General features: G+C 35.8%; 21 protein-coding genes and 1 pseudogene. 18 read left to right on the top strand and 4 right to left on the bottom strand.

Annotation, left to right across the window (positions count from 1 at the left end):
* Positions 1-313: 313 nt before the first annotated feature.
* The 4 genes from CEQ83_RS17940 to CEQ83_RS17925 all read left to right on the top strand — a co-directional run bounded on the left by CEQ83_RS17940 (position 314) and on the right by CEQ83_RS17925 (position 5,254).
* On the top strand, positions 314-1,306 hold the full coding sequence (locus CEQ83_RS17940; protein ID WP_155017453.1) for a LacI family DNA-binding transcriptional regulator: 993 nt from the start codon (positions 314-316) through the stop codon (positions 1,304-1,306).
* Between the two features lie 319 nt (positions 1,307-1,625).
* A complete protein-coding gene (locus tag CEQ83_RS17935) occupies positions 1,626-3,335 on the top strand; it encodes a glycoside hydrolase family 13 protein (RefSeq protein ID WP_081732912.1) in 1,710 nt (569 codons plus the stop codon).
* Between the two features lie 54 nt (positions 3,336-3,389).
* The gene (locus CEQ83_RS17930; protein WP_028414865.1) at positions 3,390-4,904 is read left to right on the top strand and encodes a glycoside hydrolase family 32 protein; all 1,515 of its coding nucleotides are present in this window, start codon (positions 3,390-3,392) and stop codon (positions 4,902-4,904) included.
* Between the two features lie 152 nt (positions 4,905-5,056).
* A complete protein-coding gene (locus tag CEQ83_RS17925; protein WP_098999678.1) occupies positions 5,057-5,254 on the top strand; it encodes a ChaB family protein in 198 nt (65 codons plus the stop codon).
* Positions 5,255-5,485: 231 nt separating this feature from the next.
* On the opposite strand, the gene CEQ83_RS17920 is transcribed toward CEQ83_RS17925, so the two are convergent.
* Positions 5,486-5,680, bottom strand: a complete 195-nt coding sequence (locus CEQ83_RS17920; protein ID WP_028414863.1) for a hypothetical protein — start codon at positions 5,678-5,680, stop codon at positions 5,486-5,488.
* A 286-nt stretch (positions 5,681-5,966) separates the two neighbouring features.
* Between CEQ83_RS17920 and CEQ83_RS17915 the strand changes: the two genes are divergently transcribed.
* From CEQ83_RS17915 to CEQ83_RS17880, 8 genes and pseudogenes are all read left to right on the top strand, one after another.
* On the top strand, positions 5,967-6,596 hold the full coding sequence (locus CEQ83_RS17915; protein ID WP_028414862.1) for a TetR/AcrR family transcriptional regulator: 630 nt from the start codon (positions 5,967-5,969) through the stop codon (positions 6,594-6,596).
* A gap of 68 nt (positions 6,597-6,664) precedes the next feature.
* A complete protein-coding gene (locus CEQ83_RS17910) occupies positions 6,665-8,362 on the top strand; it encodes an MFS transporter (RefSeq protein ID WP_028414861.1) in 1,698 nt (565 codons plus the stop codon).
* A gap of 149 nt (positions 8,363-8,511) precedes the next feature.
* Positions 8,512-9,045 (top strand): SF0329 family protein, encoded by a 534-nt coding sequence (locus CEQ83_RS17905; protein WP_098999679.1) that lies wholly within the window; start codon positions 8,512-8,514, stop codon positions 9,043-9,045.
* A 535-nt stretch (positions 9,046-9,580) separates the two neighbouring features.
* Positions 9,581-11,026: a DHA2 family efflux MFS transporter permease subunit gene (locus tag CEQ83_RS17900; RefSeq protein ID WP_028414859.1), complete on the top strand. Its 1,446-nt coding sequence runs from the start codon at positions 9,581-9,583 to the stop codon at positions 11,024-11,026.
* 280 nt (positions 11,027-11,306) lie between these two features.
* Positions 11,307-11,672: a DUF2089 domain-containing protein gene (locus CEQ83_RS17895; RefSeq protein WP_028409887.1), complete on the top strand. Its 366-nt coding sequence runs from the start codon at positions 11,307-11,309 to the stop codon at positions 11,670-11,672.
* Between the two features lie 11 nt (positions 11,673-11,683).
* Positions 11,684-12,073 (top strand): SHOCT-like domain-containing protein, encoded by a 390-nt coding sequence (locus CEQ83_RS17890; RefSeq protein WP_016766321.1) that lies wholly within the window; start codon positions 11,684-11,686, stop codon positions 12,071-12,073.
* A 10-nt stretch (positions 12,074-12,083) separates the two neighbouring features.
* Complete coding sequence (locus CEQ83_RS17885) at positions 12,084-12,365, top strand: hypothetical protein (protein ID WP_108674859.1); 282 nt, start codon at positions 12,084-12,086, stop codon at positions 12,363-12,365.
* Positions 12,366-12,738: 373 nt separating this feature from the next.
* Positions 12,739-12,918, top strand: a pseudogene (locus tag CEQ83_RS17880) (IS3 family transposase); the annotation flags it as partial.
* A 47-nt stretch (positions 12,919-12,965) separates the two neighbouring features.
* Here CEQ83_RS17880 and CEQ83_RS17875 read toward each other — a convergent pair.
* The 3 genes from CEQ83_RS17875 to CEQ83_RS17865 form a co-directional block, all read right to left on the bottom strand.
* Positions 12,966-13,175 (bottom strand): hypothetical protein, encoded by a 210-nt coding sequence (locus CEQ83_RS17875; protein ID WP_028414856.1) that lies wholly within the window; start codon positions 13,173-13,175, stop codon positions 12,966-12,968.
* 139 nt (positions 13,176-13,314) lie between these two features.
* A complete protein-coding gene (locus CEQ83_RS17870) occupies positions 13,315-14,496 on the bottom strand; it encodes a cation:proton antiporter (protein ID WP_098999680.1) in 1,182 nt (393 codons plus the stop codon).
* Between the two features lie 403 nt (positions 14,497-14,899).
* Positions 14,900-16,402 carry a BCCT family transporter gene (locus CEQ83_RS17865; protein WP_108674267.1) on the bottom strand — a complete coding sequence of 501 codons (1,503 nt, stop codon included), beginning with the start codon at positions 16,400-16,402 and terminating at the stop codon, positions 14,900-14,902.
* A 573-nt stretch (positions 16,403-16,975) separates the two neighbouring features.
* Here CEQ83_RS17865 and CEQ83_RS17860 point away from each other — a divergent pair.
* The 6 genes from CEQ83_RS17860 (at position 16,976) to ycaC (ending at position 22,826) form a co-directional block, all read left to right on the top strand.
* Positions 16,976-18,244 carry a glycosyltransferase gene (locus tag CEQ83_RS17860; RefSeq protein WP_098112472.1) on the top strand — a complete coding sequence of 423 codons (1,269 nt, stop codon included), beginning with the start codon at positions 16,976-16,978 and terminating at the stop codon, positions 18,242-18,244.
* Positions 18,245-18,428: 184 nt separating this feature from the next.
* Entirely contained in the window at positions 18,429-19,196 is a 768-nt protein-coding gene (locus CEQ83_RS17855) for an FUSC family protein (protein WP_224980445.1), read from the top strand.
* 611 nt (positions 19,197-19,807) lie between these two features.
* Positions 19,808-20,206: a DoxX family protein gene (locus CEQ83_RS17850; RefSeq protein WP_013084346.1), complete on the top strand. Its 399-nt coding sequence runs from the start codon at positions 19,808-19,810 to the stop codon at positions 20,204-20,206.
* Between the two features lie 142 nt (positions 20,207-20,348).
* Positions 20,349-21,287 (top strand): ring-cleaving dioxygenase, encoded by a 939-nt coding sequence (locus CEQ83_RS17845; RefSeq protein ID WP_108674266.1) that lies wholly within the window; start codon positions 20,349-20,351, stop codon positions 21,285-21,287.
* Positions 21,288-21,442: 155 nt separating this feature from the next.
* Positions 21,443-22,009 (top strand): NADPH-dependent FMN reductase, encoded by a 567-nt coding sequence (locus CEQ83_RS17840; RefSeq protein ID WP_028414849.1) that lies wholly within the window; start codon positions 21,443-21,445, stop codon positions 22,007-22,009.
* 172 nt (positions 22,010-22,181) lie between these two features.
* Complete coding sequence (gene ycaC, locus CEQ83_RS17835) at positions 22,182-22,826, top strand: isochorismate family cysteine hydrolase YcaC (protein WP_033580062.1); 645 nt, start codon at positions 22,182-22,184, stop codon at positions 22,824-22,826.
* Positions 22,827-22,870: the final 44 nt, after the last annotated feature.

Here is a 22,870-nt window from a genome sequence, read left to right as displayed (position 1 = left end):
CCGATTTCATATGTCAACAAGAAAATAATTAACAAAAATACCTTCCAAAAAAGGTTTGTTTAAGTGTAATGTGTTTTTTTAATATGGTACTGATTTCTTACATATAAAATAAACAATTTGATATGTACTGATTTATTAATCATGAAACATTTTATATAAAAAGGGCTGTTTCAAAGACCTATAGGGATTCTACTGTATTCTTATTGAACAGATGGTATAGAGTTGCAAACGAATTCATTCATTGCATTTTGCCTCTTTTTTAACGTAAAATAAGTATGAAACTGATTTCAGTTAGTGATGGAGTGATAAACACATGCCTACAATATACGACGTAGCCAAATTATCGGGGTTATCAAAAACAACGGTTTCCCGTGTTATAAACAATCATTCGTATGTTTCAGAAGAGAAAAAAAATCGTGTGCTAAAAGCAATGAAAGAGCTTAATTATACGCCAAATCCTTCGGCAAGAAAGTTAAGAGGACAGGTAACGACTACAATTGGTGTTATTGTACCAAGGATTATAAATCCATTTTTCTCTTATTTAGTCGATTCAATTGAACAAGTTGCTTATAAAAAGGACTATCATGTATTAATCTTTCAAAGTAATGAAGATAAAGAGAAAGAATTAGCATTTTTAAATTTACTGAAAACAAAGCAAGTTGACGGAATTATTATGACGTCCATTGAAAATGACTGGAGTCTCATAGAGCCTTTTACTGAGTATGGTCCTATTTTGTTGTGCAACGAATATGTAAACAACGCAAATGTTCCAATCGTTCGATTAAATCAATATAAGGGTGCGTATATAGGCGTAAAGCATTTACTTGAAAAGGGACACCGGAAAATCGGGTACTGTACAGGTGGATTGTTCGCTGAGGAAGGTAAGGACAAGGACCGTAACCAAGGTTATCAAAAAGCACTTCAAGAGGCAGGAATTCAGCCGGATCCAAAATGGATTTTTGTTAATCAACATAGTATTGAAGACGGAAAACAAGTAGTTAAAAAAATCCTGTCAATGGAGGATCGCCCAACGGCTATATTTACAGGAAGTGATGAAATTGCTGGAGGAATGATGATCGAAGCCAAAGAGTCTGGTCTAAGTATACCTAATGATTTGGCGATTATTGGATTTGATGACCAACCTCTTGCACAAATGTTAGATCCAAAGCTAACAACTATACGACAACCGATTGATCAAATGGGGATTAAAGCAATGGAAATCCTGATCGATATGCTGAATGATTCTGAATCGACAGTAGAAACGTTTGAACTCCCAATCGAGCTAGTTGTTCGAAGCTCAACGTGATAGGAGATAATAGATGAAGGTGAGAGCTAAATCTATTAGTTCTCACCTTTTTTGAAAAATTTTCAGAAAAGTAATTGAAACCGTTCCCATAATATAATACAATAAATTTACCTTAAAGCAGAAGACAGTTCCTCTACATTCAGCTATTTATCGCATACTAGAACAAAGAGTTTGAGGTAAGTATAGAAGCGTGAGGTATAAAGGGTTATATCAGATTTTTTAATAACATAAATTTTTTTAATTACATATGGTATCGATACCATAAAAGCAGAAGAATATATACATCATTTTAATATAAATACATAGGAGCTGATAAGCAATGGTTCAACTAAGCGAAAGAAAGAATCCAGAAAGCGCTATAACGATGAATAAACAGTGGTGGAAAGAAGCAGTTGTATATCAAATTTATCCGAAAAGTTTTTACGATTCGAATGGTGATGGAATTGGCGACTTAAAAGGAGTTATTCAAAAATTAGATTACTTAAAAGAGTTAGGTATCGACGTTATTTGGCTAAGTCCAGTTTATCAATCTCCAATGGATGATAACGGATATGACATCTCTGATTATCAAGCCATTGCAGAAGAATTTGGCTCTATGGAAGATATGGATCTACTGATTGATGAAGCCAAAAAAAGAAATATAAAGATTATTATGGACCTAGTCGTTAACCATACTTCGGATGAACATGAGTGGTTCCTAGAATCAAAAAGTGATGTAAATCATCCGAAAAGAGATTGGTATATTTGGAAAGATGGAAAAGAAGATAGAAGCCCTCCTAATAATTGGGAATCTATTTTTGGCGGTTCATGCTGGGAGTATGATGAACAAACAGAACAGTATTATCTTCATGCATTTTCTAAAAAGCAGCCTGATCTTAATTGGGAAAACCCTGATCTTCGAAATGCTGTCTATAACATGGTCACATGGTGGTTAGAAAAAGGAATTAGCGGCTTTCGAGTAGATGCCATTACATTTATAAAAAAACGACAGGACTTTGCTAATTCGGATGGTGAAATGAATGTAATTGAAACAAATCAAGAAGGCATTCATGAATTTTTAAGTGAACTAAGTAAAGAAGCTTTTGCTTCACATGATATCTTAACTGTGGCGGAAGCTCCTGGAGTATCACACAAAGAACTGCCTATTTACGCGGGAGAAGAAGGACATTTTAGTATGCTTTTTGAATTCGATCATGTCGATTTAGACGTAGGAAAAAAAGGAAAATGGTATGAACCGCATAAGTGGAATCTGCTTGATTTCAAAAGAGCCATCTCTGATAGTCAAACGTTCTATAACAATACAGGGTGGGGAGCGCTTTATTTAGAAAACCATGACCAGCCTCGTTCTTTAAATAAATTTATTAAACCAGAAGATATAGGACCTACGTCAGCAAAAATGTTAGCTACGGTCTATTTTTTACTAAAAGGCACACCATTCATCTATCAAGGACAAGAAATCGGAATGACAAATGTAGAGTATCCGTCGATTGAGCATTACAATGACTTAGCTTCAATTGATCAATATCACTCTGCGCTGAAAGAAGGATTTTCAAAAGAAGAAGCATTAGCAGCAATTTGGAGACGCAGCCGTGATAATTCCCGAACACCTATGCAGTGGAATCATTCTCAATATGCAGGGTTTAGCCAAGGCACACCGTGGCTAGAGATAAATGCTAATTACTCTTCTATTAACGTTGAGAATGCTTTAAAAGATGATAATTCTTTATTTTATTTCTATAAAAATTTAATTAAATTAAGAAAAAGCAGTCCATATTCAGAGGTTATCGCTTTTGGTAAATACGAAGATTTGTTTGAAGATAGTCTACAAATCATGGCTTACGCAAGGGAGTTTAATAATAAAAAAATAGCGGTAATCGCTAACTTTGATCATAAAGAAGTAGCTTTAAACTTAGATTTTACTATGAAAGAAGTTATTTTATCGAACTACGATCATTTGGAATTACACCCAAATCAACTAAAATTGCGACCTTACGAATCCATTGTTTGTGAGATTGATTCATCGTTTTAATCTCTTTTTATCACACGTAACTCATTCACGTAGAGAAAGGCAGGGAGAAATCGGTTGAAAACATTAAAAAATCAACATCAAGAAAAAATCTCAAAGGCAATGAAGAGTGTGTTAAACGAGCAGGAGGCTGTTAATCAGAATTATTGGCGATTACAATACCATGTGTCTACACCGGCATATTGGATGAATGACCCGAACGGATTTTGCTTTTACAAAGGTGAGTATCATTTATTCTATCAGCATCATCCATATTCTCCCGAGTGGGGGCCAATGTTTTGGGGGCATATAAAAAGTAGAGATCTCACTCATTGGGAACATCTCCCTATTGCTCTTGCTCCGAGTGAAGAATATGACCAAGATGGATGCTTTTCAGGAAGTGCAGTTGAAAAAGATGGAAAGCTTTATGCCATGTATACAGGGAATGTGTGGACGGGAGCTAACTATGATACGGACTTACGACAAGTTCAGTGTCTTGCTGTAAGCGAAGACGGCGTTCATTTTAATAAAGCAGTTCAAAACCCAGTTATTGATTCAGTGCCTGAAGGGAATATTCACCCTGATCATTTTAGAGATCCAAAAGTATGGAAGAAAGATGACTATTATTATTGTGTTCTTGGATCACGCACGAAGGATCATGAGGGCCAAGTTCTTTTGTATCGTTCAAGAGATCTAATGGATTGGGAGTTTATAAATATAATGGCCAAAAGCCAAGGGAATCTTGGTTTTATGTGGGAATGTCCAGATCTTTTTAGTCTCGACGGACAGGACGTGCTTGTCATGTCGCCTCAAGGAGTAAAACCAGAAGGAGATCTCTATCATAACTTACATCAAGCTGGATATATAAAAGGAAAATTAGACTATAAAACGGGGCTGCTTCAACATGAAGATTTTCAACTTTTAGACTACGGGTTTGACTTTTATGCTCCTCAAACAACAGAAGATGAACATGGCAGACGAATTATGATAGCGTGGATGGCTATGTGGGAAAGCTGCATGCCTGAACAAAAATACAATTGGGCAGGAGCAATGACTATTCCGCGTGAGCTTTCTATTAAACAAGGGAACATAATTAGTAAACCAATTCCAGAGCTTAAGCAGCTTCGTCAACATCACGTGCAGTATAAAAATATTATCGTTAGTGGAGAACAAGAACTTGCAGGTATTTCAGGTGATTGTTACGAACTTGAAGTGAAAATTAACGCAAAAGCCGCTTCAAAATTCGGAGTGAAATTGCGAACAGATAACGAAACTCACCAAGAAACGCTTTTAACCTATGATAGATTAGAAAGTTTGTTTATCTTTAATCGCGATAACTCAGGTGAAGGTGATGGAGGAGTAAGAAAAGCACCTGTTGGATTAAATGATAACCACCTGCATCTTCATCTCTTTGTCGATAAATCGTCCATTGAAGTTTTTATTAATGAAGGCGAGAAAGTGATGACGAGCAGAATCTATCCTGTAGAAAATGCAAAAGGTATTTGTTTCTTTGCTGATCAAGAAATTGAATTGATTACCTTAAGCAAATGGAACTTAAGTAAGGGCGTTTCCCCGCTGATGTTTAAAGGATAATTAGATTCACTTGAAGAACAGGCTTCCTAGAGAGGTGCTGTTCTTTTTTATAGAGTCAAAACTCCCATTCGTTTTCAGAGTTTATTAAATGTTTATACTCATTAAGAACAGGTAAATCAGTAGTAAAAGACGTTTTCAAGGAGGAATACTATATGCCTTACAATTCATTAAAAGAATTGCCTGATGGAGTAAAAGATAACCTTCCTCATCATGCTCAGGAAATTTATAAAGAAGCATTTAACTCAGCGAGTGACGAATACAAAGAAGAAGCTACGGCGCATAAAGTTGCGTGGAATGCAGTGAAAACAAAGTACAAAAAAAATAGTAATGATAACTGGGTGAAAAAATAGCGAGAAAAGAGCTTAAAAGTAGTTTAGTGGAAGGAAGATCCGAACGATAAACTGTTCGGATTTTTTTATTATGAGGGTGAATGTAGGTGCTTGTAGCCGTTAATTGGATAGCAAGGCGAAAGACTCCTGCAGACTCACTTGCCGCCTGCGAAAAGCGAAGCCTTGCATGGAAATTAACAGCGGTGTAACAAGCCATTCATACTCGATCATTTATCCCTTTTATATCATTACTTATTCTTTTTCAGCTACGGTAAAGTATTGAACGCTGCTTTTAACGAGTACCAAGTCATTTGCTAAGTCCAATACTTTACTTTTATCTTCAAATCTATATTGTATGTAGTTCTTTGCACGAATAAGTGATTTAGTTTCAACTATATGACTGATTTCACCATTGATTAAATGAAACGTTACTTCAAACTTTTTCATAAGAAAACACCTCCATAATATCAATTTTTACTATTCCTTCATTTCTAATACCATTTCTTTTGAACGTTTTTACAAAAGATTACACTCTTGAGTTCACTCAATCCATGTCTAACGAATGTTTTAACGCTACCCAATTTTTGATATTGACAGATTGGCAATACTTTGTGAGACTTAATATACATGATGTTCATTAGTTTACATTATGTATAAAATGTATGTTGACGATACAGGATAGTTTAAATAGTCTATCGTATGTCTTAATAAAAGTGATACAAGGAGATCAACTATGACTAAAAAAAAAGTAGATCCTAGGATAAAAAGAACAAATAAATACTTAAGAGACGCTTTAGTCGAACTTCTTAAGGAGAAAGATGTCACGTCCATTACGATTCAAGAAATTACGGAAAAAGCGGAATTAACGCGAGGAACATTTTATTTACATTATCAAGATAAGCAAGACTTTCTTGTTCAGATTATGAATGAAGTTCTAGAAGAGCTAATAGAGCAAGTAAAGCCTAAACAAAATAACGAGGTTTCCTCAGAAGTGGAAGAAAAAGATGAGTCTGTTTCTTTTTTAAAGCTTTTTGAATTCATCTACGAACACGCGGATTATTTTAAAGTCATGCTAAGTGACCGAGGATTGCCTCAATTCAGAAGTCATATGACGGAAATTGTAAAGAAAAGAGTGTACGGAGAGCTAATCTCTTCGATTGGAGAAGAAGAGGATGGACTGGATATTCCTAAAGATATCCTGATTAGCTATATTACATCAGCTCATATAGGTGTCATTTGTTCTTGGTTAGAAAGCGATATGAAATTTAGCCCTGCATTTATGGCTGATAAATTAACCCGTTTAACTCTTCTAGGGCCAATTCGAGTGGCAGGTTTAGAAAATAAAATAAAGCTTCCTTACTGAAGCTTTATTTTTTAGTTTGTTCAAATAAAGATATTTTACAATCATGAAAGGCAGAAAGGAATTGTGGTATGAAAATAGAAAAACACTGGGGGATTTCCTTACTGGCAGTTTTAGCTATTGGTCCTGGTTTAATGTTAAACACGTCATTAAATTCTATACGTGACATTCTCCAACAAACGTTTCACAATCAATCTTATATTTCGATAACACCGGTTTTAATAGGGGTTATAAGCTTTGCATTTTGTATTCCGTTTGGACCTATCCTTCGACACAAGTTAGGGGAGAGAAGGAATTATGTTCTTTCGATGTGTTTGTTTCTTATAGGAGCTATCGTAAGTATTGCTTCTAACAGCTTCTTAGGAATGGGAATTGGTCGTTTTTTACAAGGGATAGGAACGGGTTTAGCACTTATGATGATGATTCCAATGCTGGTTCTTTCTTTTCCGATTCAGAAACGGAACTTGGCATTACTGATTCTTATTGGCGGATTTTATGGCTCTAGCGTTGTGGGTATTTTTCTCGGAATGTTAGTGAAAAGCTACGGACACTGGAGATGGTTATTTTATATAGCGGCCGTACTTTCCTTACTGGGAATAGGTTTTAGCTACAAATTTTTAACAAATGATCATGCCAAGCAACAGCAAAAACATCATGAACCATTTGACATCATCGGTGCAGCGTTAATGTTTATGGTTACTGCATTTATTACGTTTACATTACTTAATCTCCAAAAATCAGGATGGGCATCTACTTATGTATGGATAGGCATAGTAGGAAGCATCATTTTTTTATGTTTTTTATTTATAGCAGAATGGCATATTAAAAATCCTTTAATTCCCTTTCGATTAGTGGCTTCTCGAAAACCAGCTCTCGCTATCTTAATCGCTGTTATAGGAAATATTAGTATGAGTCTCACTCTTTTATCCCTACAAGGATTGCTTAAAAGTGAATCTGGTTTTGATAAAGGAGAGATGTCACTGATCTATATCGGGCTTTTTGCCGGGATAGTAATTGCAGCCATATTAAGTGCCGTATTATATGATAAAGTCGGGCCGGGCGTATTAGGTATTATAGGAGCCGTCATTATTATGGGAGTAAACATACAGTGGATGTATGTGGACGGTCATGCTTCAGCTTTTCTCTTTATTATCAGCTTTGCCGCTTTAATCGCAGGAGTAGGATTCACAGTCGCTGCAGGTCTGATGGGTGCTGCTTTAGGCGGACCACTACCAAGCTTAGTCCCTCGGATGGTCACGGTTCAATTTATACGAGTGACAGTATCTGCGGTCATTCCTGTAATCAGCAGTATTGTTTTTGCAAAGGTGTATAAAGATCACCTTGCAACGGTAAGTGCAGAGAGCCAGGTGGCTAGTAAAGAAAATTTCACGCAATCTCTACATGTAAAATCTGAAATCATTACGTATCATACCTTTTCTACGTTTTCGTGTGTATTGAGCATTGTGGTATTCATTCTCTCGTTTTTGATGTTTTTAACAGGTAAGGGACACAAGCTGGCTCATAAGTCGCATGATAAAGAAAAAAATAAAGAAAAGCCGAGTACCGAAAAGGTTCACAGTAAAAAAGCTACTCCCGTTTTTGAGCGTTCGCCTAAAGAGATTGTTTCGAATGGAGTCATTGGTGACAGCGAGTATAGAGAAGCTTTGAAAAAGTTTGGCCAGCCTAAACCTTCTCCTGATAAAATGCTGCATATGAGAGATCAAGAATATAGAAAAGCTCTTAAAAGGATGAAGGATATAGGACAATAAGTTAAACTTAAGAAATTTGAATGAAGAAGAGAAAGAGCAAACTCACGTGTAAGAGAGTTTGCTCTTTTAATTCTTGCATATACTTCTTTTCTACTACCACAGATATGTTATAATGGTAAAATTTAATAGGTTGAAAGGGAGGGAGTTTATTGCTGTATCATCCAAAATGGAGCAAAGCAAAGAAACGTTTACTGAGTTTTGTATGCGAATCTTTGCATTCAAGAGTAGATTTTCAAGTGATTAATTATCGAAAAGCACATGACCAGTTAGGTAGGGCTGTCATAACTGTTGATAAAGTAGAAATGTTAAATATGTGTACGATTACTGCTGAAAAAGAAGAATATTATAGAGAAAGAGATATTCGTATTCAGTTAGACGATTTTACTTATGATAATGTTTTTAATAATCGAGCAATCCAAGAACAAGCTCAAGAACAATTAAAAACGGAAGGCATTTATGCACAATATGATTTCTTTTCTGCTTTGGAGGAATATTTTAATTCACCAATTGAATTATCTTTAAAGTCGAATGATATGTTAATAAAAATATTGTGTATGCTTGACCGTCGTGTAGGAAAAAGAACTTTACGTAAAATGAAAGAATCCATTTTAGAAGAAAACACATTCGTTCAGGATTTTTATAAATTACGTTATGAAGCAGAGAATATACATAGTAGCCAATGAACATAAACAGAACTTCTATTACATTCAAAAATGACTATATACGTCATTGCTAATGAAATAACAGAAACAAATTTTAATTGTCACAGGGCACTAAGTTAGGTATATAGATATCATTATTTAGTATATTTTAGATAGAAACAGTACTTATAGATGTGTTACAATATTCCTGGTATACAAAGTGGAAATTCATTTTTCCTTTGTGCAGGGGAATGGTATAAATATGTGCCTTTCCTCTTTTCATTTTTTAGTTCTATCTTGCTTATTGAAAAAGCATATACATAAATGGGAAACAGTTTACATACGTAATTTAGAAATGAAATGGAGAGAGAGGTATCTGTGGAAAGAAACGAATTTAGAAGACAAAAAGCAATCCGGTCAAAAGAGAAGAGAAGGAAAAAGCTTAATCAGCACAATGTCTTAAACTTATTACTAATCTTTATATCGGTATGTATCGTTTGTCTGCTAATCAACTTATCATTGAGATAGAAAAAAATTTATCAAAAAGAGTACGTAAAAGAGAGGAAGACAATTTAATATGAGTAATCAACAAACAGCAGCCGAAGGCTCTAACATCAAAGTGCTGCCGATTATTACGTCGTTTCTTATTGCCGGGTTTATCGGCTTATTTAGTGAAACAGCGCTAAATATGGCGTTAAAAGAGCTAATTTCAGGCTTTGGTATTCACGAAACAACGGCACAATGGCTAACAACAGGATATCTATTAACGTTAGGAATTCTGGTACCTATTTCAGGTTTTATTCTTCAGCGGTTTACGACGAGACAGCTTTTTATAGCATCGCTAATCTGCTCGATTATCGGAACATTTATTGCCGCTATCGCACCAACGTTTGGGGTACTAATGATTGCCCGTGTCGTGCAAGCCGTGGGAACAGCTTTGCTTTTACCGCTTATGTTCAACACGATTCTTGTTATTATTCCACCGCATAAGCGTGGAAAGTCAATGGGGATCATTGGCCTTGTTATTATGTTTGCTCCAGCTGTTGGACCAACTGTATCAGGCTTAATCTTAAAAACATTAACGTGGCACTGGATTTTCTGGATTTCACTTCCATTATTAGTGGTTGCCTTGGTGTTTGGAGCTTTCTTTATGCAGAACGTTACCACACCAACAAAGCCAAAAATCGATATGATTTCTGTTGTTCTTTCAACAATAGGTTTTGGAGGAATTGTATTTGGATTTAGCAGCGCTGGAGAAGGCGGGGGCTGGGGAAGTCTACAGGTTATTCTAACTCTTGTGATTGGAACTGTTGCACTAGTTGCATTCTCTATTCGTCAAACGAAGATGAAAGAGCCAATGTTAGACCTTAAAGCCTTTAAGTATCCAATGTTTACAATTGGTCTTTTATTAATTCTAGTCTGCATGATGGTACTACTGTCTGCCATGATGATTTTACCCCTGTACTTACAAACATCATTAGCTTTATCAACCTTTGCCGCTGGCCTAATGCTTCTTCCAGGAGGAGTGATTAACGGAATTCTTTCACCGGTTATGGGCGGATTATTTGACCGTTTTGGTCCCAAATGGCTAGTTATTCCTGGTCTTTTGATTGTAGTCGGCACCATGTATGGTTTTTCAACCGTAACGCTGGAAACGTCAACAGGGTTTATCATTGGGTTACACATTGCGCTTATGATTGCCATTTCGATGATTATGATGCCAGCTCAAACAAATGGTTTAAACCAGCTTCCACCAGAGCTGTACCCGCATGGAACAGCGATTATGAACACCTTGCAGCAGGTTTCTGGAGCAATCGGAACAGCTGTTGGAATCTCGATTCTGTCATCAGGTTCAAGAAGCTTCCTTGAGACGGTGTCAGATAAAATGGATCCATTAAACCAAGTTCTTGCCTTTACCAACGGTGTTCAACATGCATTCGTCTTTGCGATTATTGTTTCCATTGTTGGATTAGTGATCTCGTTCTTTATCAAGAGAGTTAATGTTGAACAAAAAGCGCATTAATAAAAAACACAGACCATTGTATGGTCTGTGTTTTTTTAGGTTTGGGGAAGGTTTTAAGGTACTCTTTTTTGTATAGCTGTATGTGTCTTTTTAAACCTCAAGCATCTAATTCAGCAAATATTTATTAGTTTTCATTGTGCGTGATTTAAAATATTTTATTGATTTTTTTGAAGTATAAATTATTATATTTAATTTTTTATTTAAAATTATTTAATTTTATTGTTTTTAATATTAAATAATTGTTATATAATCAAATTAACTAAAAGAAGGAGATTTGATTATGGCTTATAAAGTACTTACAAATTGTCCTGTCTGCAGTGAAACGTTAAAAATTACAAAGCTACAGTGCAGCCATTGTCACACGACGATTGAAAATGAGTTTGAATTATCTAAGCTGGCATCTTTATCGAGTGATCAGCTTCATTTTGTAGAAGTGTTTTTAACATGCAGAGGAAATATCAAAGAAGTTGAGAAAGAACTGGGCGTTTCGTACCCAACTGTTCGCGGAAAGCTGACTGACATCATTTCATCTCTTGGATATGTAGAAAAGAAGAAAAACGAAGTAGACGAGAAAAAAGTTGTGTCTATGTTAGAAAATGGTGAAATTACAGCAGAAGAAGCCATCAAGCTCTTAAAAGAAGAATAGGGGGATTGTCTATGAAAGAGGAAATTACAAAAGTGTTAACAATGGTTCAAGAAGGAAAAATTGATGCAGAAAAGGGATCAGAACTGATTCAAGTATTAAAAGAAAAAGAAGAAACAGGCAATAAGCTTTTGAAGAAACCGAATGCGTATTTAGATAAAACGTTGAAAATTCGAGTTGTTTCAACTGAAAATGATAATGTGAAGGTTAATTTGCCAATAAAGCTTGTCAAGCTGGTATTAATGGCTGGACACAGCATCGCAGCAAGTATTCCTCAATCAGAAAAATATGTAAAAGATATAGACATAAACCTGATTGTTGAAGCAATTGAAAACGAGTTAGATGGCCAGATTGTTGATATTAAATCGGCGAACGGAGATACCGTTTCAGTCATCATTGAATAACGGTGCGCTTATGATTCATGTAAAAGTGAAAACCAAAGAAGTTCGGTTTAGTATCCCAATTCCATATGCTCTTTTAAACGTTGCTATTAGCGTTGCTTTTTCGAAATTTATCCAGAAGCATATAGATAAATGGACAAAAGAACATTTTAAAAGAAAAGAGCTGAACTTTACTTTTCCGCTAATAGATAAAAGTGTGCTAAAGCCTATCGTCAAGGAACTAAAGAAACATAAGGGGATGGTGCTAGTAGATGTCAAAGCTACAGATGGTACGGAAGTAAGAGTTAGACTATGATGTAGCTTTGTAAAGTGAAAATCGCTTTAGGTGTCTACCTTCGTGTAAAAATAAAACCTTATTAGTCTATATAAAAGCGAAAAGGCAGAAAAAAGACACTACACAGCGTGCTATCTTGCTGTATAATCTCTTTTTTTTTCTGCTTCTTTACTTTTTCTATTTAATCTATACCCGGAGTATGTGCCCTGAAATGTGGAAACAAACGTAACGATCTAGATTCCTATTCATACCGAAATCGTATTAAAGCCCCCCTTTGCTACATGATTTTATTAAGGATTTCTTTTTATCAAGCAGCTCCTTAATTGATTTTAGCTTTTTCTGTTAAATCTAAAACTCACTATATAAGCTATTACTAACAAAATAACAGAATTGAATTGAATCGTTTCATTTCACCCTAAAGTCTGAAACATTTTACCTCGATGAGTTAACATGTACTACGACTGCCATCGTAGAACAAACTGTCGAAAGCTACATTACTTATTATAACCATATCTGTATTCAAACAAAACTAAACAACCAGTCACCGGTACAATACCGAAAACTGGCTGTTTAAAAGGTGTTTGGATCCTTGTCTCGAAATCAGGGGTCAGTCCCATATAACTAAGTGCTTTTTGGTGAATGAGGAGCAAGTTTCTTTTTCAACGGTAGAACAATCATAAAAACACCTATGATACTCAATATGCTCTCTAAAACGTAGAATTGATGTTCTTTTATATATCCCATAACGCATTGGCTACCAAAGATGAGAAATAAAACAGCTCCCAAATAAAACGAAGGATTTTTAATACACCAACTCATTCTTGATTCCATCTAATTCCTCCTTGTAAGCTTTCTATCGCGTATTTATTGTATGTTGACTAAGAAAGGAGTAAGGGTGTTCCTTATGGATATACGAGTGGGTGTAAGAAAAGTTTCAAACATAACATCAGCTTTCTTTTAGTATAGGCTTTTATTTTACATTCAAAAATGAAACTAATTTTTTTAGTGTTGTTCCTTGAATAAGAAGAGAAAAGACTACATTACTAAATGTCATTGCTAATAACAGATTTTTTCCTTCAAATTCGGGTGTAATGCCTAAAACAAGCGCAATTGAAAGAGATCCCTTTAATCCTCCCCATGAAATAATAGGTTTCCATGAAGTTGGAATGGATTTATCAAAAGCTAAGCTTATATAGACAGCGAGAAAACGTGCTAAAAGAACAATAAGAATACTTCCAACGATAAGCCATCCTTTATCTAAAAAATCAATACGACTCACTTCTAATCCTACTAGTAAGAAAATAAGCGCATTGGAGAGAAAGGCGATTGTTTCCCAAAAGGAATTCACTTTTTCATGTGTTAGATCTGACATGCCTACGTTTCGTCCATAAGTTCCTAAGATTACGCCACCTACTACTACAGATATTACCCCAGAAACGTCAAAGTGTTCAGCAAGCTGAAAAGTACCATAAAATAGAACCATCGATAATCCAGTCTCCACTAAATAATGATCAATCTTAGATGTAATACGAGAAGCTAATAAACCAAACACTCCACCAATCAATATGCCTCCACTTACAACTTTCAGAAATTCAAGCAGCGCATTCAATGTACCTGTTAAGCTCAAGGCAGTAGTTACCACAGCAATTTGAAATAGTACAACAGCAACTCCGTCATTTGCTAAACTTTCTCCTTCGACCACAATGGAGAGGCGCTTGTTTAGGCCCATTGACTTAAAAATGCTTAGAACGGATACAGGGTCAGTAGCTGCCATAAGTGCACCGAAAATTAAGGATTCTTGCAAAGAAAGGTGCAAGAAAAAATAAGTAGAAGCAGCAACTAGTAAGAAGGTAAGAAATGTACCTAAAAAAGCTAATAAAGAAATCGATTTCTTATTACGTTTTAATTCATCAAAGGGAAGTTTAAGTGCTGCATCCCCTAACAAAGCTGATAAGAAGATGAAAATAACGGTCGTTTGAAACACGGTATCATTGGCTGCATAACTTTTTATTTCTCCCAACGCAGGAATGGGTACCAAACCAATAATTAATCCTATTACTACAAGGAAAGTGGGATAAGGTTGTTTCAGTTTTTCCGCGATAAACACTACCCCTACAGCGATAGCTAATAAAATAATCCAATATGTAACCATTTTTATGCTCCTTTGTCTCTTTAAAACTGAAATTATGCTTCATGTGCCAAGTATTGTTAAGAGTACATTCTCTTTATGGATAGGTTTCTGTCACCTTGAGAGATATACGGCTTTTCTTATAACTTTGTTTATTATAGATAATATTTTCCTAAGGTATCATTAGCAATAAATTACTTATATAATGCTAAATAATATAAATTTGAATACAACTTCAATCAAAAAAATAAGTTGGTACTTACAAACATGCAAGAAGAGAAAGGTTGTTTCCTCACTAAAAGGAAACAACCTTTAACAAAGCTTACATACATGATGTTTACTATAAAGTTTCCCTCAAACAAAAGATATAAATATCAGTTTAAAAATAAATCATACACCTTTTAAAGCTGCTTCATATTGAAATAAGTTAAGCAGTTTTTTTATTTTGCTTTTTATCTTCAGAAACTTCTTGTCGGAAGGACTTAATTAATGCATAGGACATGAATAGAAGAACAATCCCTAATGGTAATGCACTGACAATAATAGCTGCTTGCATGCCTTGCAGGCCACCTGTACCTAATAAAATTGCTGAAATAGCAGCTAAAATGATTCCCCAAATAAATGTAACAAAGAAAGGTGGATTTAAATTCCCATTTGTAGTTTGCATCCCCAGAACAAAAGTGGCCGAATCTGCAGAAGTCACAAAGAACGTCAAAATAAGGACTACAGAGATGGTAGAAAGAAACCTTCCAAACGGCATTTGATCATACACAAAGAATAGAGAGGTTTCTAAGCTTTGTTTTGCCACATCTAATCCTTTCACAAAATCAAAATAAATACCGGTACCTCCAAATATGCCAAACCATATTGAGCATACAAGTGTTGGAACGATTAATACAGCCATAATAAATTCACGAACCGTTCTTCCTTTAGATACGCGTGCAATGAAAGTTCCCACAAATGGGGTCCATGATATCCACCAAGCCCAGTAAAAAATGGTCCAATCTTTTACCCACTGGTTATTGTCCGAATTAAAGGGAGCAAATCGCAGCCCCATGCTTGGTAATTGTTGAACGTAGGAACCAAAGGTTGTAGAGAAAAGCTCTATTAAGTATTGTGTAGGTCCAAGAAAAAGAAAAGAAACAAATAGAATGACGGCTAAAACCATGTTAGCGTTGCTCAAATATTTGATACCTCTTGAAACACCGGTTCCTGCAGATGTAATAAATAAAATAGTTGTAATGGCAATAATAACGAGTTGAACTTTATAGCTAATAGGCATGCCAGTTAGGTAATGAAATCCACTATTTATCTGTGAAGCTCCTAATCCTAAAGATGCGGCCACCCCAAATATGGTAGCAAATACAGCTATGATGTCTACTGCGTAGCCAATTGGTCCTTTACTCTTATTTCCAATAAGAGGGGTTAGGGTTGCGCTCATTAGTCCAGGCATGTTTTTTCGGAATTTATAATAGGCTAAGGCAAGTGCTACTACAGCATAAATTGCCCAAGCATGAAATCCCCAGTGTAAATATGTATATTCTAGGCTCAGTTTTGCAGATTCAGTAGTTTGAGGTTTCCCAAAAGGGGGTGTAGCATAGTGGGAGATTGGCTCAGAAATCCCATAAAAAAGTAAACCAATTCCCATCCCAGCGCTAAATAACATAGCGAACCAAGTAGGGGTACTAAACTCAGGTTTTTCATGGGGTTTGCCCAGTTTTATTTTTCCAAATCGACTAAAAGCTAATACTAAGGCAAATATTAAAAAGAATGTGGCAGAAAATTGATAAAACCAACCAAAGCGATTAAGCAAATAACTTTCCGCGGTGGTCATGACGTGAAGTAGATTAGTTGGTTTTAATATACCCCAGCCTACAAATAAAACGCTAATGATTAAAGAGATCCAAAAAATAGGTGTTGTTTTCTTCATCATCTTCCTCCTTCATATTTTTAATTAACATTAATGACTTCCAGAAAGACTTAAATTTACTATTTTGCCATTTTAGCTCCTTTTTCTAAAATTTCTATCTTAATTCCCTTAATACGGAATGAAAAAACGTCTTTTATACCAGCTATTTGGTAAGGAGAGAGCTTTTGCAACCTTTTAATCATTTCAGTAGATTAAGTCCGGAATAGACTTCTTTTAAAATAGAAATGAGTTTTTCTTTTAATGACGATGAAAAGGAGACATGAGAATATAAAGACTCTGATTCAACATTTTATCCAGTATAAGTTGGCTATAGCAATCAAACTGAAAACTATAAATCTTGCAATTTTTAAAGGATGAGTAATTTTATATTCAACAAAGGGATTAATCTGCCTTATTACCTTTGCAAAGAGTAAATTATCTGTGAATGCAAGAACTATCGCAAACCATAAAACATTATCATTTAACTTAACGAAATCAAAAATTAAATAAATAAGAAAAATTCATACATAAGCTAAAATATAGTTGCAGCAAAACAAAAAAGTTAAGTTATTATTTATTATGGGGGTGGAAATTATGAAAGTGACAATTTTAACGTTAGGCAGTAGAGGAGATGTACAGCCTTATATTGCACTTGCTCGAGAAATGATTAAGATTGGACATGAAGTAGTCATTTGTACAGGTGCGACGTTTCAACATTTTATTGAAGAAAATAAGGTTTCCTTTCATCCCGCTGCTACTGATTTGATGGCGATAATGGAGAGCGAGGAAGGAAGAGATATACTTAATGGTAAGAAGTTTTCACCTTTTAAAATAATGAAATTTTCAAAAGAAAAAATTGCTCCATCCTACAGAAGAAGTATGGATGATTTTTATCAGGCTTCCCAAGGAGCCGATCTAATCATTTATCATCCTAAAGCTCTTGGTGCCGTTGATATTGCGCTGTACTATCATATTCCTTGCATTTGCTTACCGCCCGTTCCAATTATGTATCCAATTACAGAGTTCCCAAATTTCTCTTTATCGTCAAAACAAAGCTTTGGTCCTACATTAAATAGATTATCCTACAAGATAGTAAAGTTCAGTGAGTACCCTTTTATGAAAGAAATTAACGATTTTAGAGAAAAAACGTTAAAATTCCCGAAGAGAAAAGCCGGACTTTACACATATGACGTAAACGGTGCACCTATTCCTATAATTTATCCTATTAGTCCTTTTCTTTTCAAAGAAGTAGAGAGTTGGAAAGGTTCTGTATGTCTACCAGGTTTTTTCTTTTTAGAAGTAGAGGAAGAGGTGCTACCCAATGAAATAGAAAACTTTCTAGAAAAAGGAAAGAAGCCTATTGTAGTATCATTTAGTTCTATGCCTTTAAAGAGTCCATCAATTTTTAAACAAAAGTTAATTCAGGCATTAAAGGAGACGGACAATCGCGCAATAGTGCTAACAGGAACAAGCGGTATGAAGTTTAATCAACAAGAGAATATACTCGCCGTTAAAGGTGCATCCCATAGACTTTTATTTAAACGTGCTAAAGGCATTATTCATCATGGAGGTGTTGGAACAATGTCTGAAGCTTTACTGAGTGGCGTACCACAAATTATCATTCCGTTTACAGTGGATCAACCGTTTTGGGCAAATCTTCTCTATAAAAAAGGGTATTCACTAAAGCCGTTACAAGAAAAAAATCTCCAAGTATTCGAATTGGTTCACGCGTTAGAACAAGTAGAAAATAAAGAGTATATTGAAAATGCTCAACAAATAAAAAGCATCATTCAATCGGAAAATGGTGTATACCAAGCGGTGAAGCATATAGAAAGCGTAGTACACAAATTGCGGGATAAATAGATGGATTGAAGGATAGCTAAACAGCTAGTATGTGTTTTAAGAGAAGAGTTTTATCCAATCAACTCTTATATATGAAAACAGCTTTGTTTGTAATAAAGTTACGTTCTCCAGTTAATAGTAAGTAACGACAGGAAGTGACTGTAAGTCGACTTACATACATAGGTGTTTAAATAAAGGAGTTTTTATGGATATAAATAAGGGAAAGCAAAAGCTCGAACTAATAAAAGGATTACTACTTATAGCCAAAATATCTATAGCTTCTGGTGTATCGTGGGAACTGGCAAAAATGTTAGGCTCTAAGCATCCTTATTTGGCGCCTTTAACTGTGATTCTTTCTATTCAAGAAACCATCCAGCATTCTGCTGTGTATGCTTTTTATCGAATTATCGGCACTCTTTTTGGAATTGCTGCTACGATTTTTATCATTAAACATGTAGAAGTGAACGGATGGACGATAGGGTTATTATTAACAATGGGAATGGTGCTTCCTGTTGTATTAAGGCTACATAAGACGATCATTCATCAAATTGCGCTTACTATTTTATTAGTTTTTGTATTTGTTCATAAAACAAATTATTATGTCTCTGATCGAATAAGAGACACGATCATAGGAGCTCTTGTCGCTATTATTGTTCATATCATAATTGTTCCACCAAATTACGTAAAAGAAGCTCGTAGAACTTTAACTCAATTTGGAATAGACCTTGGACAATTATTTGAAAAGGTGGCTTACTGGGTAAATAATAACTGTACATTTGTTGAAGGAGAAAATTTAATAGATGATACAACCAACTTGCTTCAGGAACTTCACCAGGTCGAAAAGGAATTAAGGAAAGCAGAAAAGAGTTTAAGGTTGAACCCATTTGGCAGAAATAAAAAGCAGCAGTTAAAACAAAATGAACAATTCCTTTTATGGGTATACCTATATTTCGAGTGTACTCACTACATTTAACGACTGGTCCAAAACGAATTCTCTACCCACAGTTGATGGACAAAAATGGGCTGTTCAACTACAGGTATTAGGAGAATACATAACAGAACAAGCTAATAAAAACGTAGAAAATTACTCTATAAAGAAATCATCTTTGGATGTACTCGATCTTTCTTCGATACCTTTACAAATCCGTATCCCACCTGAACTAGAGTCCCAGAGATATCAATTAAGTCTATATAATGATACGCTTAAATTAATTGATAAATTAAAAGCAAAATGATACTAATTCAAGTGATCCAGATATCCCTTTTATAAGTGGGGTGATAACTTCAGTATCCAGTTATTGAACTATACATGCACAGTAGAAGAGGGAAAGAAGTTACCAAGGGGTGACTTCTTTTTTTTATTGAATAAATAATACAATTTAGCTTTTATATTTTCCGCTCCAGTGCTCATATCCACATAAAATCTAGAATATGTTTTTAATAAGTCGTTAAGCCTTTTAACTAGCTACAAAAAAATATAAAAATTTATATTGACAGTAGGAGCATATGATTTTATAATTATCCTTAATTAAAGATATTTTAATTCGAGATTTTAAAGTGATGAAAAAATAGGAGGAATAAAAAATGGTGAGCATTGGTTTATTGTTAATACGTTTAGTCATTGGATTATCTTTTATGGCACATGGAACTCAGAAATTATTTGGATGGTTTGGCGGCCACGGCTTAAAAGGAACGGGCGGATGGTTTGAATCTATCGGAATGAAGCCAGGCGTTAGAATGGCGTTAATGGCTGGTTTATCTGAGCTAGTAGGCGGAGCTTTATTTGCTGCAGGACTTCTTACGCCGCTTGGAGCACTTTTGATTGCCGGAACAATGGTTATGGCGATTGTGAAAGTACACGGTCCAAATGGATACTGGGCAACACAAAACGGATATGAATATAATCTTACGCTTTTAGTCGTAGCAATCGGTGTAGCTATTGCAGGACCAGGTTATTATGCACTAGATACTTTTATTTTCTAAAAGAGAAAATGGGTTGGAATAAGCAAGGTGCTTTTATTTTTTGACTAATATCTTGAATTCGAGATATTTACGATAAATAGTTGTAATTTTAAGAGGGATAACGAAACATATGACGAAAAATGTATCGAAGGAGATGGTAGTAATGAGTAAAAAAACAGCGGGTATTCATCATATCACGGCGATTGTAGGTCATCCTCAGGAAAATGTTAATTTCTATGCGGGCGTGTTAGGGTTACGCTTGGTCAAACAAACGGTAAACTTTGATGATCCAGGAACGTATCACCTTTACTTTGGGAATGAAGGCGGAAAACCTGGAACGATTATCACATTCTTTCCGTGGGCAAATGCACGACAAGGAAAAATAGGCGACGGGCAAGTTGGCGTAACTTCCTATGTGGTTCCAAAAGGTGCGATGGGCTTTTGGGAACAGCGATTAGCTAAGTTTGGAGTTCCAGCTACAAAGATGGAGCGATTTGGAGAGCAGTATTTAGAGTTTGACGATCCTCATGGTTTGCATCTAGAGATTGTGGAAAGAGAAGAAGGTGAAAAGAATACGTGGCAAGCTGGTGAAATTAATTCAGATGTTGCTATTAAAGGATTCGGAGGCGCTACGTTATTATCGGTTCGACCTGATGAAACAGCTCAATTATTAGAAAACGTAATGGGGCTAAAAAAAGTAGGTCAAGAAGGAGATTTTATACGGTTTCAATCATCAGCTGACATTGGAAATATCATCGATTTAAAATTAACAACCATTGGACGCGGGCAAATGGGCGTTGGAACGGTTCACCATATTGCATGGCGAGCAAAAGATGATGAAGATCAGTTGGAATGGCAGAAATACGTAGCCGATAGCGGATACGGAGTGACGGCTGTTCGAGATCGAAATTACTTTAATGCGATTTACTTTAAAGAACACGGAGAAATTTTATTTGAAATTGCAACAGACCCTCCAGGTTTTGCACATGATGAGTCACTTGAAACAATGGGAGAAAAGCTCATGCTTCCTGAACAGTACGAAACCCATCGAGATCAAATTGAAAGAGCTTTGATTCCTTTTGAAGTGAGAGAATTAGACTGAATTTTACTGAAATAATTCTTTTAGTAATGGTAAAACGCTAGTTTAACCCTAAATTAGGTACAAAGAAGGAATTAATTTATCTATATATAAAACTAATATCTATATTTGAAACACCGTGGTAATATGAAATTAATTCCAAGTAAGGAGGTGAATAGATGACAAAAACCATTGGTCTTATTTGTGGAAGTTTACGAAAGAATTCGTATAACCGAATGATTGCTGAGTCATTGACTACATTAGATGACTCAGCTCAATATCGCTGGATCGAAATAAGCAGCCTGCCTTTTTTTAATGAAGACTTAGAAGCTGACGGATCACCAGAATCTGTCGCATCCTTTAGAGCTGCGATTCAAGATGTTGATGGTGTTATCATTGTAAGTCCAGAGTACAATTCCGGAATTACAGGAGTATTAAAAAATGCTTTGGACTGGGCATCAAGGCCTCGGACTTCTTCTGTTTTAAACAGAAAACCAGTTGGTCTCATTGGCGCAACTCCAGGAGGCTTCGGTACGGCTTTTGCTCAAAAGCAAACGAGAGAAGTACTAGAAGCTATGCAAGTTCATGTTTTACCATTTCAAAAAATGCTGATTTCGCAAGTTCATGAAAAAGTTGATGCTCAGCAAAAGGTCCTAACTGATGAGTCAACGAAACGCTATCTTCAGCGCTACTTACAGCAGTTCATTCATTGGATTGATCAAGCGCCTGTTCCTGTTCTAGATTAAGAAAGAGAACACACCTCACGAACCTTCACCTCAGAAATAACTTTTCTTTCTATACATGTTTTACTCAACAGATCATAAATGAAATCTAAAAAACCGTTCAAATGATAGACCGCTTGTAAGGAATGAAAAAGGTACGTGTCCTTACTTGCCTTAATTTAAGGAGGATGATAAAATGTCTGATCTTTACTCTCGCCTTTCAAAAGATGATGCTGCCGTGCTTTTAGTTGACCACCAAACGGGTCTTATTTCTGGCCTTGTACGTGATTATGGTGTTGATGAATTTAAAAACAACGTATTGGCTCTTGGTGATACGGCTAAATTCTTTGATTTACCGGTTATTTTAACAACTAGCTTTGAAAATGGACCCAACGGCCCGCTAATGGGGGAACTCGTTGATTTGTTTCCTGACGCGCCAAAAATAGCTCGTCCTGGACAAATTAACGCGTGGGACAACGAAGAGTTTGTTAAAGCCATTAAAGCGACCGGGAAAAAACAGCTGATTATCGCGGGTGTAGTGACAGACGTCTGCGTTGCTTTTCCTGCGCTTTCTGCCATTAAAGCAGGCTACGAAGTGTTTGTTGTGACAGATGCTTCCGGGACGTTCAACAAGCAAGTCGCAGATGCGGCATTAACGCGTATGGCTCACGGCGGCGCGCAGCTTATGAACTGGTTTAGCGTAGCGTGCGAGCTGCAGCGTGACTGGCGCAACGACGTTGAAGGTTTTGGCAATTTAATTTCTAGTCATCTTCCTGGTTATCAAAACTTAATGGGCAGCTATAGAGGAGCTCAGCGCGATTTCAGCAAGCAGAGTGTCTAACGTAGCGGAGCTTAAGTTTGGCATCGGTCGTTCTCTTTACATAT

Origin of the sequence: Priestia megaterium (genome assembly GCF_009497655.1) — a bacterium.
Lineage (GTDB): Bacteria > Bacillota > Bacilli > Bacillales > Bacillaceae_H > Priestia > Priestia zanthoxyli.
The sequence above is the reverse complement of the archived record's forward strand: the minus strand, read 5'-3'. Positions and strand labels throughout refer to the sequence as shown.